Annotated in this window: 17 protein-coding genes; 12 read left to right on the plus strand and 5 right to left on the minus strand. The window is 59.1% G+C overall.

The window, feature by feature from the left end:
* Positions 1-16 precede the first annotated feature (16 nt).
* The 7 genes from M0412_RS03635 to sufA all read left to right on the plus strand — a co-directional run bounded on the left by M0412_RS03635 (position 17) and on the right by sufA (position 7,252).
* A complete protein-coding gene (locus tag M0412_RS03635; RefSeq protein WP_269699793.1) occupies positions 17-1,186 on the plus strand; it encodes a cysteine desulfurase family protein in 1,170 nt (389 codons plus the stop codon).
* A 198-nt stretch (positions 1,187-1,384) separates the two neighbouring features.
* Positions 1,385-2,854, plus strand: a complete 1,470-nt coding sequence (gene sufB / locus M0412_RS03640; RefSeq protein WP_006698793.1) for a Fe-S cluster assembly protein SufB — start codon at positions 1,385-1,387, stop codon at positions 2,852-2,854.
* Positions 2,855-3,036: 182 nt separating this feature from the next.
* A complete protein-coding gene (gene sufC / locus M0412_RS03645; protein WP_003522658.1) occupies positions 3,037-3,792 on the plus strand; it encodes a Fe-S cluster assembly ATPase SufC in 756 nt (251 codons plus the stop codon).
* A 24-nt stretch (positions 3,793-3,816) separates the two neighbouring features.
* On the plus strand, positions 3,817-5,088 hold the full coding sequence (gene sufD / locus M0412_RS03650) for a Fe-S cluster assembly protein SufD (protein ID WP_269699792.1): 1,272 nt from the start codon (positions 3,817-3,819) through the stop codon (positions 5,086-5,088).
* Positions 5,081-6,331 carry a cysteine desulfurase gene (locus M0412_RS03655; RefSeq protein ID WP_269699791.1) on the plus strand — a complete coding sequence of 417 codons (1,251 nt, stop codon included), beginning with the start codon at positions 5,081-5,083 and terminating at the stop codon, positions 6,329-6,331. The genes sufD and M0412_RS03655 overlap by 8 nt, the downstream gene beginning before the upstream one ends.
* Before the next feature lie 36 nt (positions 6,332-6,367).
* Complete coding sequence (locus M0412_RS03660; RefSeq protein WP_065115927.1) at positions 6,368-6,751, plus strand: SUF system Fe-S cluster assembly protein; 384 nt, start codon at positions 6,368-6,370, stop codon at positions 6,749-6,751.
* Between the two features lie 111 nt (positions 6,752-6,862).
* On the plus strand, positions 6,863-7,252 hold the full coding sequence (sufA, locus tag M0412_RS03665) for a Fe-S cluster assembly scaffold SufA (RefSeq protein WP_137084618.1): 390 nt from the start codon (positions 6,863-6,865) through the stop codon (positions 7,250-7,252).
* A gap of 141 nt (positions 7,253-7,393) precedes the next feature.
* Here sufA and M0412_RS03670 read toward each other — a convergent pair whose 3' ends face one another.
* Entirely contained in the window at positions 7,394-7,687 is a 294-nt protein-coding gene (locus tag M0412_RS03670; RefSeq protein WP_269699790.1) for a hypothetical protein, read from the minus strand.
* A gap of 177 nt (positions 7,688-7,864) precedes the next feature.
* On the opposite strand from M0412_RS03670, the gene M0412_RS03675 reads away from it, so the two are divergent.
* Both M0412_RS03675 and M0412_RS03680 read left to right on the plus strand, forming a co-directional pair.
* Complete coding sequence (locus M0412_RS03675) at positions 7,865-8,098, plus strand: hypothetical protein (RefSeq protein WP_269699789.1); 234 nt, start codon at positions 7,865-7,867, stop codon at positions 8,096-8,098.
* A complete protein-coding gene (locus M0412_RS03680) occupies positions 8,079-8,594 on the plus strand; it encodes a DUF6714 family protein (protein ID WP_237681372.1) in 516 nt (171 codons plus the stop codon). Before M0412_RS03675 ends, M0412_RS03680 begins: the two co-directional genes overlap by 20 nt.
* 84 nt (positions 8,595-8,678) lie before the next feature.
* On the opposite strand, the gene M0412_RS03685 is transcribed toward M0412_RS03680, so the two are convergent.
* The 3 genes from M0412_RS03685 to M0412_RS03695 are packed head-to-tail and all read right to left on the minus strand — an operon-like array spanning position 8,679 to position 11,909.
* Positions 8,679-9,887 carry an ABC transporter permease gene (locus tag M0412_RS03685; protein WP_142840097.1) on the minus strand — a complete coding sequence of 403 codons (1,209 nt, stop codon included), beginning with the start codon at positions 9,885-9,887 and terminating at the stop codon, positions 8,679-8,681.
* The gene (locus M0412_RS03690; protein ID WP_142840096.1) at positions 9,877-10,596 is read right to left on the minus strand and encodes an ABC transporter ATP-binding protein; all 720 of its coding nucleotides are present in this window, start codon (positions 10,594-10,596) and stop codon (positions 9,877-9,879) included. The genes M0412_RS03685 and M0412_RS03690 overlap by 11 nt, the downstream gene beginning before the upstream one ends.
* A 14-nt stretch (positions 10,597-10,610) precedes the next feature.
* Positions 10,611-11,909 (minus strand): efflux RND transporter periplasmic adaptor subunit, encoded by a 1,299-nt coding sequence (locus M0412_RS03695; protein WP_142840095.1) that lies wholly within the window; start codon positions 11,907-11,909, stop codon positions 10,611-10,613.
* 237 nt (positions 11,910-12,146) lie between these two features.
* Between M0412_RS03695 and M0412_RS03700 the strand changes: the two genes are divergently transcribed.
* Entirely contained in the window at positions 12,147-12,302 is a 156-nt protein-coding gene (locus tag M0412_RS03700) for a hypothetical protein (RefSeq protein WP_142840094.1), read from the plus strand.
* A 380-nt stretch (positions 12,303-12,682) separates the two neighbouring features.
* Here M0412_RS03700 and M0412_RS03705 read toward each other — a convergent pair whose 3' ends face one another.
* The gene (locus tag M0412_RS03705) at positions 12,683-13,345 is read right to left on the minus strand and encodes a class I SAM-dependent methyltransferase (protein ID WP_309546931.1); all 663 of its coding nucleotides are present in this window, start codon (positions 13,343-13,345) and stop codon (positions 12,683-12,685) included.
* A 145-nt stretch (positions 13,346-13,490) separates the two neighbouring features.
* On the opposite strand from M0412_RS03705, the gene M0412_RS03710 reads away from it, so the two are divergent.
* Entirely contained in the window at positions 13,491-13,709 is a 219-nt protein-coding gene (locus M0412_RS03710; RefSeq protein WP_142840093.1) for a hypothetical protein, read from the plus strand.
* Between the two features lie 53 nt (positions 13,710-13,762).
* The gene (locus tag M0412_RS03715) at positions 13,763-14,431 is read left to right on the plus strand and encodes a deoxynucleotide monophosphate kinase (RefSeq protein ID WP_269699788.1); all 669 of its coding nucleotides are present in this window, start codon (positions 13,763-13,765) and stop codon (positions 14,429-14,431) included.
* The last annotated feature ends 23 nt before the right edge of the window (positions 14,432-14,454 follow it).

The raw sequence follows: 14,454 nt of genomic DNA on the forward strand, positions 1-14,454 counted from the left end.
ATAAAGCTTCACCGCCATGACGGTTTTGACGCGCACATATATGGACTGGAACGCCACGGCGCCGCTTTTGCCCGCCGTGCGTGATGTTCTTGTGTCTGCGCTCGATCTTGCCGGCAACCCGTCTTCGGTTCACCGGGAAGGGCGTGCGGCCCGCGCCGCCATTGAGAACGCCCGCCGCGAGGTTGCAGCGCTTGCCGGTGCGCAGGCGGCCCATGTCACCTTCACCAGCGGGGCGACGGAAGCTGCCAATCTGGTGCTGACACCCGAATTCAAAATGGGGCGCAGCCCGGTGCGGGTCAGCCGCCTTTACGTTTCGGCCATCGAACATCCGGCTTTCCGCGAAGGCGGACGGTTCGGCAAGGATGACGTTGCGGAAGTTCCCGTAACGTCAGCGGGTGTCCTTGACCTTGCGGCGCTTGAGGTGCTGCTGGCGTCACACGATGCCGCTGCCGGCCTGCCGATGGTTGCCTGCATGCTGGTGAACAATGAGACCGGAATAGTTCAGCCGGTGGCGGAAGCGGCGCGGCTGGTGCATGCGGCTGGCGGATTGATGGTTGTCGACGCCGTGCAGGCGGCAGGCCGTATTCCGCTCGATATCAATGCGCTCGATGCCGATTTCCTCGTTATCTCGTCGCACAAGCTTGGTGGGCCCAAAGGTGTCGGCGCTCTCATCTCGCGCGGCGAGGTGATGATGCCGAAGCCGCTGATCCATGGCGGCGGGCAGGAAAAGGGACATCGCTCGGGTACGGAAAATACCCTGTCCGTCATCGGTTTCGGTGCTGCGGCGGCTGTTGCGACCCTGACTGTGGGCGTTGAAGCGGCGCGCCTTGCCGTTTTGCGGGCGCGACTGGAAGACGGCATGCGGGTGAGTGCGCCCGACGTGATCATTCACGGCGAGGATGTCGCCCGTGTCGGCAATACCACGTTTTTCACCCTGCCTGGCCTGAAGGCGGAAACGGGGCAGATCGCCTTCGATATAGAAGGTATTGCGCTGTCTGCCGGTTCGGCCTGCTCATCCGGCAAGGTGGGGGAAAGCCATGTGCTGAGCGCGATGGGGCGTGATCCGAAGCTCGGTGCGCTCAGGATCTCGCTTGGCCATGCGACTGACGAGGCGGACATAGACAGGACGCTTGCGGCGTTCACGAAAATTGCCGGGCGGCGCAAGCTTTCCGGTCAGGCCGCGTAAAATGCGGCAAAGAATTGCGGAATCGCAAATTTCCGCTTGCCGGGATGTGTGAAAAGCGCCATCCCGCACCTACATGGGTATAAGCTCCGCCCCGGCTGACGGCTCGGAACGATTTGCCCGAAGATGAATAAGGCGGCTTTCCGCCTTGATACGTTGACAAGCCACCGGACCTTGGCTCCGGCGAGATTGGAGAACGACATGGCAGCGGTTCAGGAAACGATCGATCAGGTACGCCAGATCGATGTGGACCAGTACAAATACGGCTTCGAAACCAATATCGAAGTCGACAAGGCCCCGAAGGGCCTTTCGGAAGAGGTGATCCGTTTCATCTCGGCCAAGAAGCAGGAGCCCGAATGGATGCTGGAATGGCGTCTTGAGGCTTACAAGCGCTGGCTGACGATGGAAGAGCCGACCTGGGCGCGCGTCAGCTATCCCAAGATCGACTTCAACGATCTCTATTATTACGCGGCGCCGAAAAGCACGCCCGGCCCGAAGTCGCTCGATGAAGTCGATCCCGAGCTTCTGAAGGTCTATGAAAAGCTCGGCATTCCGCTGAAGGAACAGGAAATCCTCGCCGGTGTTGAAAAGCGCCAGGTGGCGGTGGATGCCGTGTTCGACAGCGTCTCGGTCGTCACCACCTTCAAGGCGGAACTGGCCAAAGCCGGCGTCATCTTCATGTCGATTTCGGAAGCCGTGCGCGAGCATCCGGAGCTGGTGAAGAAATATCTCGGCTCGGTCGTTCCGACGACGGACAATTTCTACGCGACGCTGAACTCCGCTGTCTTTACCGACGGTTCCTTCGTGTTCGTGCCGAAGGGTGTTCGCTGCCCGATGGAGCTTTCCACCTATTTCCGCATCAACGAAAAGAACACCGGCCAGTTCGAGCGCACGCTGATCATCGCCGAAGAGGGTGCCTACGTCTCCTATCTGGAAGGCTGCACCGCACCGCAGCGCGACGAGAACCAGCTTCACGCCGCCGTGGTTGAACTCGTGGCGCTTGATGATGCCGAAATCAAATATTCCACCGTCCAGAACTGGTATCCGGGCGACAAGGAAGGCAAGGGCGGCATCTACAACTTCGTGACCAAGCGCGGCGATTGCCGTGGCAACCGTTCGAAGATTTCGTGGACGCAGGTGGAAACAGGCTCGGCGATTACCTGGAAATACCCGTCCTGCATTCTGCGCGGCGATGACAGCCGTGGCGAATTCTATTCGATCGCGGTCTCCAACGGCCACCAGCAGATCGATAGTGGCACCAAGATGATCCATCTCGGCAAGAACACGTCGAGCCGCATCATCGCCAAGGGCATTGCCGCCGGTTTTTCGGAAAACGTCTATCGCGGCCAGGTGTCTGCCCACCGCAAGGCAACCAACACCCGCAACTTCACGCAGTGCGACAGCTTGCTGATCGGCGACAAGTGCGGCGCGCATACCGTGCCCTATATCGAGGCGAAGAATTCCTCCGCTCATTTCGAGCATGAGGCGACGACGTCGAAGATTTCCGAAGACCAGCTGTTCTACTGCCTGCAGCGCGGCATCCCGGAAGAAGCGGCCATCGCGTTGATCGTCAACGGCTTCGTCAAGGAAGTCATTCAGGAACTGCCGATGGAATTTGCCGTGGAAGCGCAGAAGCTGATCGGCATTTCGCTGGAAGGTTCGGTCGGTTAACTCTTGCTCGACGTCATCCTCGGGCTTGACCCGAGGATCTACGGCCCTTGGCCTGAGCAGAGACAACCCACTTCCTGGATCCTCGGGTCAAGCCCGAGGATGACGGATGAGAGATTTGAGACAAGCCCTGACGGGGCGCACGAGGCGGTCCTTGAAACCGCACCATGAACAGGAACAAAACCATGCTTGAAATCATCGACCTGCACGCAAAGATCGCCGATACCGAAACCGAGATCATCAAGGGTCTCAACCTGAAGGTTGCTGCCGGTGAGGTTGCCGCCATCATGGGGCCGAACGGTTCCGGCAAGTCGACGCTGTCCTACATCCTGTCGGGCCGCGAAGATTATGAAGTCACCTCCGGTGACATTCTCTACAACGGCGAAAGCATTCTGGAACTGGATGCTGCCGAGCGTGCGGCCAAGGGCATCTTCCTTGCCTTCCAGTATCCGGTCGAAATTCCCGGTGTCGCCACCATGCAGTTCCTGAAGGTTGCTATGAACGAGCAGCGCAAGGCGCGCGGCGAGTCCGAGCTGACGACGCCGGACTTCATTCGCCGCGTCAAGGAAGCGGCCGGCGATCTGAAGATCGACATGGAGATGCTGAAGCGTCCGCTGAACGTCGGCTTCTCCGGCGGTGAGAAGAAGCGCGCTGAAATCCTGCAGATGGCGCTTCTGGAGCCGAAACTCTGCGTGCTCGACGAAACCGATAGCGGTCTCGACATCGACGCCCTGAAGATCGTGGCTGACGGTGTCAACGCGCTGAAGTCGCCGGATCGCGCCACTGTCGTCATCACCCACTATCAGCGCCTGCTTGATTACATCGTGCCTGACAGCGTTCACGTTCTCTACAAGGGCAAGATCATCCGCTCGGGTGACAAGGCGCTGGCGCTGGAACTGGAAAACAATGGTTACGCCGACATCATCGGTGAAGCGGCCTAAGCCAGAGGCCAGGAGGTGATGTCCATGAACATTCAAGCTACCAACCGGCTGACGCCAGCGGAAACCGCGCTGGTCGATGCCTATACCGCCAAGTTCAGCGAATTGCCCGGTGACGGTGCCGTTGTCGCTGCCCGCGACGTGCTGTTTGATGATCTGAAGACCGGTGGTCTTCCGACCCGCCGCATCGAGGCGTGGCACTATACCGATCTGAAGAGCCTGTTGCGTGCCGTTCCGGAAGACCGGCCCGCGCCTGTCATCGAGAAGCAGGCGCCGACGGTTGCCGGCTCTCTGGTTGCCTATATGCAGCACGGCACGGCCGATATCGGCAAGATCGAAGACATCCGCGTGTCGCGCTTTGCCGAAAGCCTGGCTGACGGTTCCGCGGCCGCAGGCCTTGCGGAAGCCAGCAAGGATGACGCGATCGGCCGCATCAACGGCAGCTTCGTGCGTGATGGTCTGGTGCTCGATATCCCTGCCGATGCCGATATCGAAAAGCCGATCGAATTGCAGGCGGTCCATGGCGCAGGCCAGGTTCACAGCCGCTTCCCGGTTCGTTTCGGCAAGGGTTCCAAGGCAACCGTCATCGAGCGTCACCTTTCGGTGACTTCGGATGCAGCCTTTGTTTCCTCCGTTACCGACATCGTCGTTGAAGACGGCGCGGAAGTGACCTGGATCATCCTGCAGCAACAGGGTGCCGCCGATATCCATCTTGCCCAGCTGCGCATGAAAATCGGCACGGATGCCAAGATCCGCCTGTTCATTGTCAATGCCGGCGGCAAGTTGGTGCGGCAGGAACTGCGCATCGACGTGGAAGGCGAGGGCACGGACCTCATCGTTCGCGGCGTCAACCTTTTGGGTGGCGAAACCCATACCGACGTGACGATGGTTCTCGGCCACAACGTGCCGAACACGACCTCGACGGAAGTGTTCCGCAACGTGGTGTTTGACCGTGCCAAGGGCATTTTCCAGGGCATGATCCGGGTGGCGCCCGATGCCCAGAAGACCGACGCGAAAATGGCCTGCAATACGCTGCTGATGTCCGACGATGGCGAGTTTTCGGCAAAGCCGGAACTGGAAATCTTCGCCGATGACGTTCAGTGCGGCCATGGTGCGACGGTTGCCGATATCAGCGACAACCATCTCTACTACCTGATGGCGCGCGGCGTACCGCGGGCAAAGGCGCGGGCGATGCTCGTCAACGCCTTCGTCGCCGAGATCGTCGAGGAACTGGAAGAAGAAAATCTGGTAGAGGCGCTGGAGACGATCATCTCCGGCTGGCTGGAACATCATGCCTGAGAGCGAACGCGCCGCAGTGGCGGCCCCTTATGACATCGAAGCCGTGCGCCGGGATTTCCCGATCCTGTCGCGCGAGGTCTATGGCAAGCCGCTGGTCTATCTCGACAACGGCGCGTCCGCTCAAAAACCGCAGGTGGTGATCGACGCCGTTTCGCATGCTTATTCCAACGAATATGCCAATGTGCATCGCGGCCTGCATTTCCTCTCCAATGCCGCAACCGACGCCTATGAGGCGGCGCGCGAAAAGGTGCGCCGGTTCCTGAACGCCGGTTCGGTGGACGAGATCGTCTTCACCAAATCCTCCACCGAGGCGATCAATACGGTTGCCTATGGTTACGGCATGCCCAAGATCGGTGAGGGCGACGAGATCGTCATCTCGATCATGGAGCATCATTCCAACATCGTGCCGTGGCATTTCATCCGCGAGCGGCAGGGCGCGAAGCTCGTCTGGGTGCCTGTTGATGATGACGGCGCGTTCCACATCGAGGCTTTCGAAAAGAGCCTGACGGAGCGCACCAAGCTCGTTGCCATCACCCATATGTCGAATGCGCTCGGCACCATCGTGCCGGTCAAGGAAATCTGCCGCATCGCCCATGAGCGCGGCATTCCGGTGCTGATCGATGGTTCGCAGGGCGCGGTTCACATGCCGGTCGATGTGCGCGATATCGATTGCGACTGGTATGTCATGACCGGCCACAAGCTTTACGGTCCCTCGGGCATCGGCGTGCTCTATGGCAAGGCCGATCGCCTGCGCGAGATGCGGCCGTTCCAGGGCGGCGGCGAGATGATCCTCGACGTTTCCGAAGACAATGTCACCTATAACGAGCCGCCGCACCGCTTCGAAGCTGGCACGCCACCCATCGTGCAGGCGATCGGCCTCGGTTACGCGCTTGATTACATGGACAATCTCGGCCGTGCCGCGATTGCTGCTCACGAGGCCGATCTTGCCGCTTATGCCGCGGAGCGCCTGCGCGAAATCAATTCGCTGCGCATCATCGGCAATGCGCCTGACAAAGGTGGCATCTTCTCCTTCGAGCTTGCCGGCATCCATGCCCATGATGTCTCGATGGTGATTGACCGGCGCGGTGTTGCCGTGCGGGCCGGCACCCATTGCGCCATGCCGCTCTTGAAACGGTTCGGCGTCACCTCCACATGCCGGGCATCGTTCGGCCTTTACAATACCCGCGCCGAAGTAGACTCTCTTGTCGAGGCGCTGGACTATGCGCGCAAATTTTTCGCCTGATATCGGCATAAAGAGATCAGGATTGAGGATCAGACCATGACTGCGGAAGCCACTGCAAAGACACCCGATGCGACCGAAGAAGCGGCAAAGCCGTCTTCCATTCCGCCTGACGAGCTGGCGCGTCTCAGCGACGACGTGATCTCGGCGTTGAAAACCGTCTATGACCCGGAAATTCCGGCCGATATTTTCGAACTTGGTCTGATCTACAAGATCGACATCGAAGACGACCGGATGGTCAAGATCGTCATGACGCTGACGGCACCCGGTTGCCCGGTGGCCGGTGAAATGCCGGGCTGGGTGGAAAACGCGGTTGGTGCTGTCGAGGGTGTTTCCGGCGTTACCGTCGAAATGACATTCGATCCGCCGTGGACACCGGACCGTATGTCGGAAGAAGCGCAGGTCGCCGTCGGCTGGTATTGAGTCTGACGCGATTTTGACAGGTGTCATCTCTTGATGACATTGTCGGGTGCACTTAAATTGAATTCCATAAGCATCGAGCCTTGAACTCGATTGTCGAAGGAGAATGGGCCCATGGGCTTTGCGATCATGACCATGACCGGGGCTGCTGCCTCGCGTGTTAAAGCAATCGTCGAAAGTTCCGGCCCGGACGCCAGGGGCGTGCGCGTCGGCATCAAGAAGGGCGGCTGCGCGGGCATGGAATATACCATCGACCTCGTGACCGAGCCGGATGCGAAAGACGATCTGGTCGAATTCGAAGGCGCCAGGGTCTGGGTTCAGCCTTCCGCCGTGCTTTATCTGCTCGGCACCCAGATGGATTTCGAAGTGACCAAGATGCGCTCTGGTTTCACCTTCAACAATCCGAACCAGACATCCGCCTGCGGATGCGGTGAATCGGTTGAGCTGAAGCCCGCCGATCTGGCGGCGCTGGCGAAACAGCGTGAGGCAGAGGCCAGCGTTTGATTGGTTACGCTATCTCTGCGATGGAGAGACAGACCATTCTTATGCACACAGCGTTCCCACAAACGCGACGTCATCCTCGTCAAATCGCTTGCGACGTTTGTAGATCCTCGGGTCAAGCCCGAGGATGACGGATGAGAGGGTTCAGATTGTTTTTCCGCAAACTGCGCCCCGCGACTGCTGTTTGAGAGCTTCGATAAAATCCGCCAGTGGATGAACCGATAGCGTCGTCATCAACAGCGGCTCGAGAGCCGCAGCGATCGTCCCGCAATCCTCCCCAGCAAGTGACCGAAGGCTTGAGCTGACTTTGTTATAGTCGGGTGACGCGAGGGAGCGATCGATCATAAACCGCTCCGTCTGTCCGTCAATCCGTTCGACGAAGAGGGCGAGCGAACCGCCGTCTGCGGCAGCGGCGCTGTCCGATACCGATTTGAACATCCAAACTCCATCCGGTAAACTTGAGGGCGAACGTATCCGATTAGCGCCCTGACGCACTATCAGCGAGCTTGTCGGATATTTTGCTAGGTTTGGCGGAGATGCGAAACCGCAAGCTTTCCATGCTGTTGGAAGGCGTTTCGGGCAGCCGGCAGGATTGATCGTGGGGAGTGGACCGGGATGGACATCAGCAGCGCCTCGATTGATATCTGGACGATAGGTGTGATCGTCGCCAGCGTCGTGGCTGGCCTGACGCTGATTGCCGGTATTGTTTGCCTTGCGTTTTACTGGGAGGAGACAAAGGGATCTGCGGCATCCAAGGGTGACGCGTTGAATAGCCCGCCACTCGAACGGACTGAGGGTGGAGACTGGCCGACAGCGCACGGCGACGGCAGTGGGGGAGCGCATCATTGAACAGGCAGACTACGTGATGAGGCCGGAACCCGATATGATTGCGAATGCAAAAGCCACGGTGCGAGCGGCATTTGCGGGTGTCACTTTGGGTGGCGGCGTCGGCCTCTCCGAGGCGCAGGCGCTTGACGAGTACGCGAGCAATGAGGTTCGCGGCGCATGTCGTGCTGGCGATGAGAAGAATGATTGGGCGGCGATCCCGCTGAAGGACCTCAACAGACATTCCGGCAGCCCCGCCTTCCTTGATGCTGAAGGGATGCGATTTCATCTGCCTGCCTATATGATCGCTGATCTTGATGGCGACTACAGGCATGAATTCGCACCCTATTTATGCGGATGCCAGGAGACGTTTTCCTTATTGACCCCTTTGCAGCGGAATGCCGTGGAAATGTATCTCCGCGTCATCAGTGAAAAGGAAAACCTGCCGTCCTATCAGGACGATGTGGAGCGCGCGCTCGAAGAATGGGCGGATAGTGCACATTCCCCGGCGAGCGATTAGAGCGGATCGGGTCAATCCACCAGGAAGACGTGGAGGTTGCGATTTCTTCTCACAAAAAGCCGGTTGCGGTTTGAACGCCGGCTTTCATTCATGTCGCAATGCTTCGATCGGACTTAAACTTGCCGCCCGCCGCGCCGGGAAATAGCCGAAAATCACGCCGATGGCCGCCGAAAAGGCAAAGGCAAGGAAGATGATTGACGGGCTGGTGACGAAGGGCACGTTGAGATAACCGACGACGGCATAAGCGAGGCCGAGGCCGGTCAATATGCCGACGAGGCCGCCGAAGGCCGACAGCATGACGGCTTCCACCAGAAACTGAGTCAGCACCTGTTTTTCGAGCGCGCCGATGGCGAGACGAATGCCGATCTCCCGGGTGCGTTCCGTCACCGAAACCAGCATGATGTTCATGATGCCGATGCCGCCGACCAGAAGGCTGACGGCGGCGACCGCGCCTAAGAGACCGGTCAGCAGCGTCGTCGTGCCGGTCATGGCCGAGGCGATCTGCGTCATGTCGTTGACGGTAAAATCATCCTCGCGGCCAATGTTGATGCGGCGGCGCTCGCGCAGCAGGTTCTGCAGGTCGCTCTGCACCTTGGCGGTGGAAACGCCGTCCTGCGCCGAGACCATGATCGAGGAGATGGTGGTGGTGCCGCCGATGCGCCGCTGATGAATTTTCAGCGGCATGATGATGGTGTCGTCCTGATCGTCACCGAGGCCGGACTGACCTTTTCTGGCGAGAACGCCAATGACGGGGCAGGAGATGTTGCTGACGCGGATCGTCTGTCCCACCGGGTTTTCCGCGCCGAACAGTTCCTGGCGCACCGTTTCGCCGATGATGCAGCCGATCTGGCCGCCGCGATCTTCGGCTGGCTGGAAGTCGCGGCCGAGCGCGATGGTCCAGTCCTGCGCGATCAGATAGTCGTTGGTGGTGCCGATGACGCTGGTCTGGTGGTTCTTGCCGCCGAAAATCACCGTCGCGGCTGAGCTGCGGTTTTGCGGTGCGACGGCGCGAATGCCTGATATCTGGTTGCGGATGGCCTCGACATCGCGGTCGTCGAAGCGCTTCGCCTCGGTGCTGGCACGGCCGGGGCCAAATTGGCCGGGGCGCACGAACAGCATGTTGGTGCCGAGCCGCGACAGTTCCGATTTCACCTGTTCCGTGGTGCCGTTGCCGATGGTGACCATGGCGATGACGGCGGCCACACCAATGACGACGCCGAGCACGGTGAGGAAGGAGCGCAGGAGGTTGCGGCTGATGGCGCGCAGCGCCAGACGCGACGTTTCAAAGAACATCGGAGCTCTCCTTTTTTTCCGCGGCACTGTCGGAGGCGAGATGTCCGTCAACAAAGCGCAGCAGGCGCCCCGCATGGGCGGCGATATCCTCTTCATGCGTGACCATGACGACCGTGATGCCCCGGTCGCGATTGAGCGCTGTGATGAGGTCCATGATCTCGTTGCTGGTCTTCGTGTCGAGGTTACCGGTCGGCTCGTCGGCCAGCAACAGGGCAGGGCGGGTGACGATGGCCCGTGCAATGGCCACACGCTGCTGCTGGCCGCCGGAAAGCTCCTGCGTGGTGTGATCCTCGCGGCCCTTCAAACCCACCTGTGCCAGTGCCTCCATGGCGCGGGCGCGCCGTTCAGACGCCTTCATGCCGCGATAGACCAACGGCAGCTCAACATTTTCCACCGCCGAGGTGCGTGACAGAAGGTTGAAGCCCTGAAACACGAAACCCAGCATGTGGCGGCGCAGCAGCGTCAGGTGCTCATTGTCGAAGCCGCTGGTCGGCACGCCCTGAAACAGATATTCGCCAGCCGTTGGCACATCCAGACAGCCGATGATGTTCATCGACGTGGATTTGCCCGAGCCGGATGGGCCCATGATGGCGACGAATTCCTTCTCGTGGATCGACAGGCTGACGCCGTCGAGCGCGCGAATGGTTGCTTCGCCGCGGCCATATTGCTTGACGACGTTACGGAATTCGATGAGCGGCGGCTTTTGCATCAGCTCTTCCTCCGTCAGCCGGCGTTGCGGGCCGTTGCGTCGGTAATCACCTGATCATCGGCTTTCAACTCGCCCGATTTGACCACGGTGTGCTGGCCGTCAGTGGAACCGGTTTCGATGGAGACGGAGACGGGATTGTTGTTGCGCAGCACCCACACCGTTCTTTTGCCCGTCGCGGCCTGACCCGCATCGCGGTTCTGCGACCGGCCCATGCGGGGCGGGCGGAACAGGCTCATCAACCCGCCACTACGCGAGGCGGATTCGCGCGGCGGCGTATAACGGAGCGCCGAATTCGGCACCAGCAGCGTGTCCTTGATTTCCTCGACAATGATATTGGCGGTCGCAGTCATGCCCGGGCGCAGCAGCAGTTCCTCATTATCGACGGTCAATATGCCCTTGTAGGTCACGACATTGGATACGGTTTCCGAGGCGAAACGCACGGTCTCAATTTCGGCCGGGAAACTGCGATCGGGATAGGCATCGACATTGAATGTCGCTTTCTGCCCGGTCTCGACCTTGCCGACATCGGCCTCATCGACCGAGACCTGCAGTTCCATGTGACGCAGATCGCCGGCGATGGTGAACAACACCGGGGCATTCAGCGAGGAGGCAACGGTGGCGCCGGGATCGACGCTGCGGGTGAGGATGACGCCATCGATGGGCGAAACGATCTTGGCCTTGCCGAGATTGACCTCGGCGAGCCTCAGATCCGCTTCCGCTGAAAGCACTGTCGCCTCGTTGACGTCAAGCGTGGCGGCGGCGGCATCGTGGCTGAACTGGGCCGCATCCAGATCCTGCTGGCTGGAGACCCGGTTCTGCACCAGCGATCTCAGCCGCTCCATGGAGGTTTTCGCCGAACCGAGATCGGCGCGCGCCTTCAGCACGCTGGCCTTGGCGGAGGCAAGCTTGGCGCGGGCGCTCTGCACGTCAGCTTCGAGCTTGTTGGTGTCGAGCTCGGCCAGAATATCGCCGGACTTTACCGGGGTATTGTATGTGACGTTGACCTTGCGGACCGTGCCGGACAATTCGCTCGATATATCGACCTGATCGGTTGGCTGGACCGAGCCGGTGGAGGTGACGATGACGGAAAGATCACCCTGTTTTGCCGGTTCCGTGACATAGTTGTAGGCGACGCCTGCGGCACGCGACTGGTAATAATAACCGAGACCGCCGCCGATCAGCACGATGGCAGCCACGGCATAAAGATACCGACGCGATTTCTTCTTCCTGCCGGATCTGTTCGTGCCCAGAATCTCCCGCAGATCGGGCTGGCTGTTTTCCGTGTCGCGGCCTTGGCTGTTGGCGTCATTCATTCTTGTCACCTGCAAAATTCAAAACACCACAGGGGATTGTCGCCACCCCGTGTTTTCCGCTCGGTCCATTGCTATTTGTATTCCTCTGATTGTGGGAAGTGACATAGCTTGCCCAAAGGGTGAAGTGAAAACTTGGTAATATTTATGATAGTTCTGGTCTGTTAGAGATAATTCCGGAAAGGCCGATGCCAGCGATACGGCTGAGGCTTCAGCAGCGACATTCAGGACGATGATAGAATGAACGACAATGTGGTGAAGTTCCGCAAACCGGTGCCGCCGAAAAAACCGCGCGAACCGCTGGGGCCGAAAGCGAAAACGACGCTGACGATTGTGGTTGTCATCGCGTTTTTTGTGGCGGCGTGGGGGTATTTCACGCTGATGGGGCAGGGGTAGGGCATAAGGCCGGCGTTGGCGCTCCTGCTTGGGGCGGAATGGACGGCGTAAGTATTCAAGACGGGCAAGACGGGTGTCTCTGGAGACGATTTGGACCTAGGGGTGGCGTCGCTGGTTCTGTTGCCGGCTATTGGCCCATAGCGGTCATAACCTTCATACACGAAGCGGCCATTGCAGAGGGTTTAGCTCATCTCAGGAGGGGTAGCCGGCTTCCTTTTGCATAACGATTAAGGCAGGCATCAATTACGCAGTACGGCGGTGTCCATACCAAAGCCTCCGCCACTTCTCCCACCGCGTCGCCTCCGCCAGGCAATCGGACCATAGCACGCTAGTCGCTGTGTGGCCCTGAACGGATATCATTTGCAAGAAATTATGTTCGCTCATGCGTAGGCTACCCAGCCGCGGAAACTGATTGCTTGATAAAATTGTGTGATGCTCGTGAAACCTGCTTCCTGCAGATATTCTCGCTCTTCTTCCGGTGACCTTATGAAGGCTTTTCTCATCCCTATCTTAGCTGCGTTATGTCTATCGGCGTCCATCTGTGAAGAAGCGCCAAATTTGACATGCCGTTCGATCCAGGTTGAGTAAGCTGGTTCACTCAATGGGAAACTGACGTGAGCTAGCACGAACGGCGAGCCCGGTCGTAGACGCTGGCGAATGCCATCAAGCGTGACCTTCCTATCCTCGGGCGAGATATGGTGGAATACGAGCAGACATACTGCACCATCGAAAGGCCCAGCGGGTGCAACAGAGATGTTGCCATTGTGAAGAGCTATGCGCTCACTAAGGTTTCCAATCGTTTTTTGTGCCAATGCAAGCATGTCCGATGACGGATCGACACCATCAAATTTCCAACCTGACTGCTGTTCAGACAGTGCTTTTAGCTCAAGGCCACCACCCGCACCGACCACGAGCACTCGCCCGTCCTGGGGCACCCGTTCGGCCAAAAGCAGTCCTGCCATGCGATGAAGTCCATCGAGCCCTGGAACGTTGCGTCTAGCTCCTTCGATATAATCAGCCTGCCTTCCATCAAATGTACCCACAGCGACAACTCCTTTTTTGCGTCTATCGTAACAACATAAGTTACGTAATACACCGGTGCAATACCTCATATCAGGACAGCGAGCACCGCGGCGACAGCTATGGTACAATACCGCCCAATCAACACGGCCAAGGGAGATGGAATGTATGAAAGGTTTTCGCGACAGTGTGCTTTTTCCGATCACCCTCCTGATCAGCGGCGTGGTCGTGTTTTTCCTCTTCCTCTATGTGACAGGCCACGACCCTGATGAGCGACCCTTGACGCTCGCCGAGTGGGTTATCGGCGGCATGCTGATCGGACCGGGTTTCGGTTATCTCGTGAAATGGAGAAACATGAAGAATAGCCGCGATACTAACGCAGACTGATCGCGCGCTGCGATCGGACCCAAACCAGTCATTCATGGATGATGTGAGAAGCGGTGGCGACCCCTGCAGGACTCGAACCTGCGACCTACTGCTTAGAAGCCGTACCGGCGAATGATAACGTTCCTGCCGAGCTGCGCGCACTCGGCGCGGCGATCGGGAAGGCCAGCACAGCCACCCTGCCACCCGTCATCGCTCTCACCGGTCTTGCTGGCGGCGGTAAGAGCACGGCCAGCAAGTACCTTGTCGAGAAGCATGGCTACCAGCTGGTAAAGTTCGCTGGGCCGTTGAAAGACATGCTGCGGGCGATTGGTCTGGGTGAGGGTCACATCGAGGGCGCGCACAAGGAGACCGAGCTTGCGATGTTGTCGGGGCACACGCCAAGGCATGCCATGCAAACGCTCGGCACAGAATGGGGCCGCAAGTGCATGGGTGAGGACTTCTGGACCAATCTCTGGCGCTCACGCGTAGACGGCGTGCTTGCTTTTGGCGGCCGCGTCGTTGTTGACGACTGCCGATTCCCCAATGAGGCCGACGAGGTGCGCAAGCTTGGCGGCGTTGTCTGGCGCCTAGTCGGCCGTGGCGGGATTGCCGGCAGCCATGAGAGCGAGGCTGGGTGTGGTGAGGTTGATCGGATTATCTTGAACAACGGATCGAGGGACGCTTTCAACGAGCGCCTGGAAAGTAATCTAGTCTCAGAAACAATATTTTCGCAAACGGCCTAAACAGCCTCCACTCGTTAGAATTT

Origin of the sequence: Agrobacterium sp. O3.4 (genome assembly GCF_041414895.1) — a bacterium.
Classification (GTDB): domain Bacteria; phylum Pseudomonadota; class Alphaproteobacteria; order Rhizobiales; family Rhizobiaceae; genus Agrobacterium; species Agrobacterium cucumeris.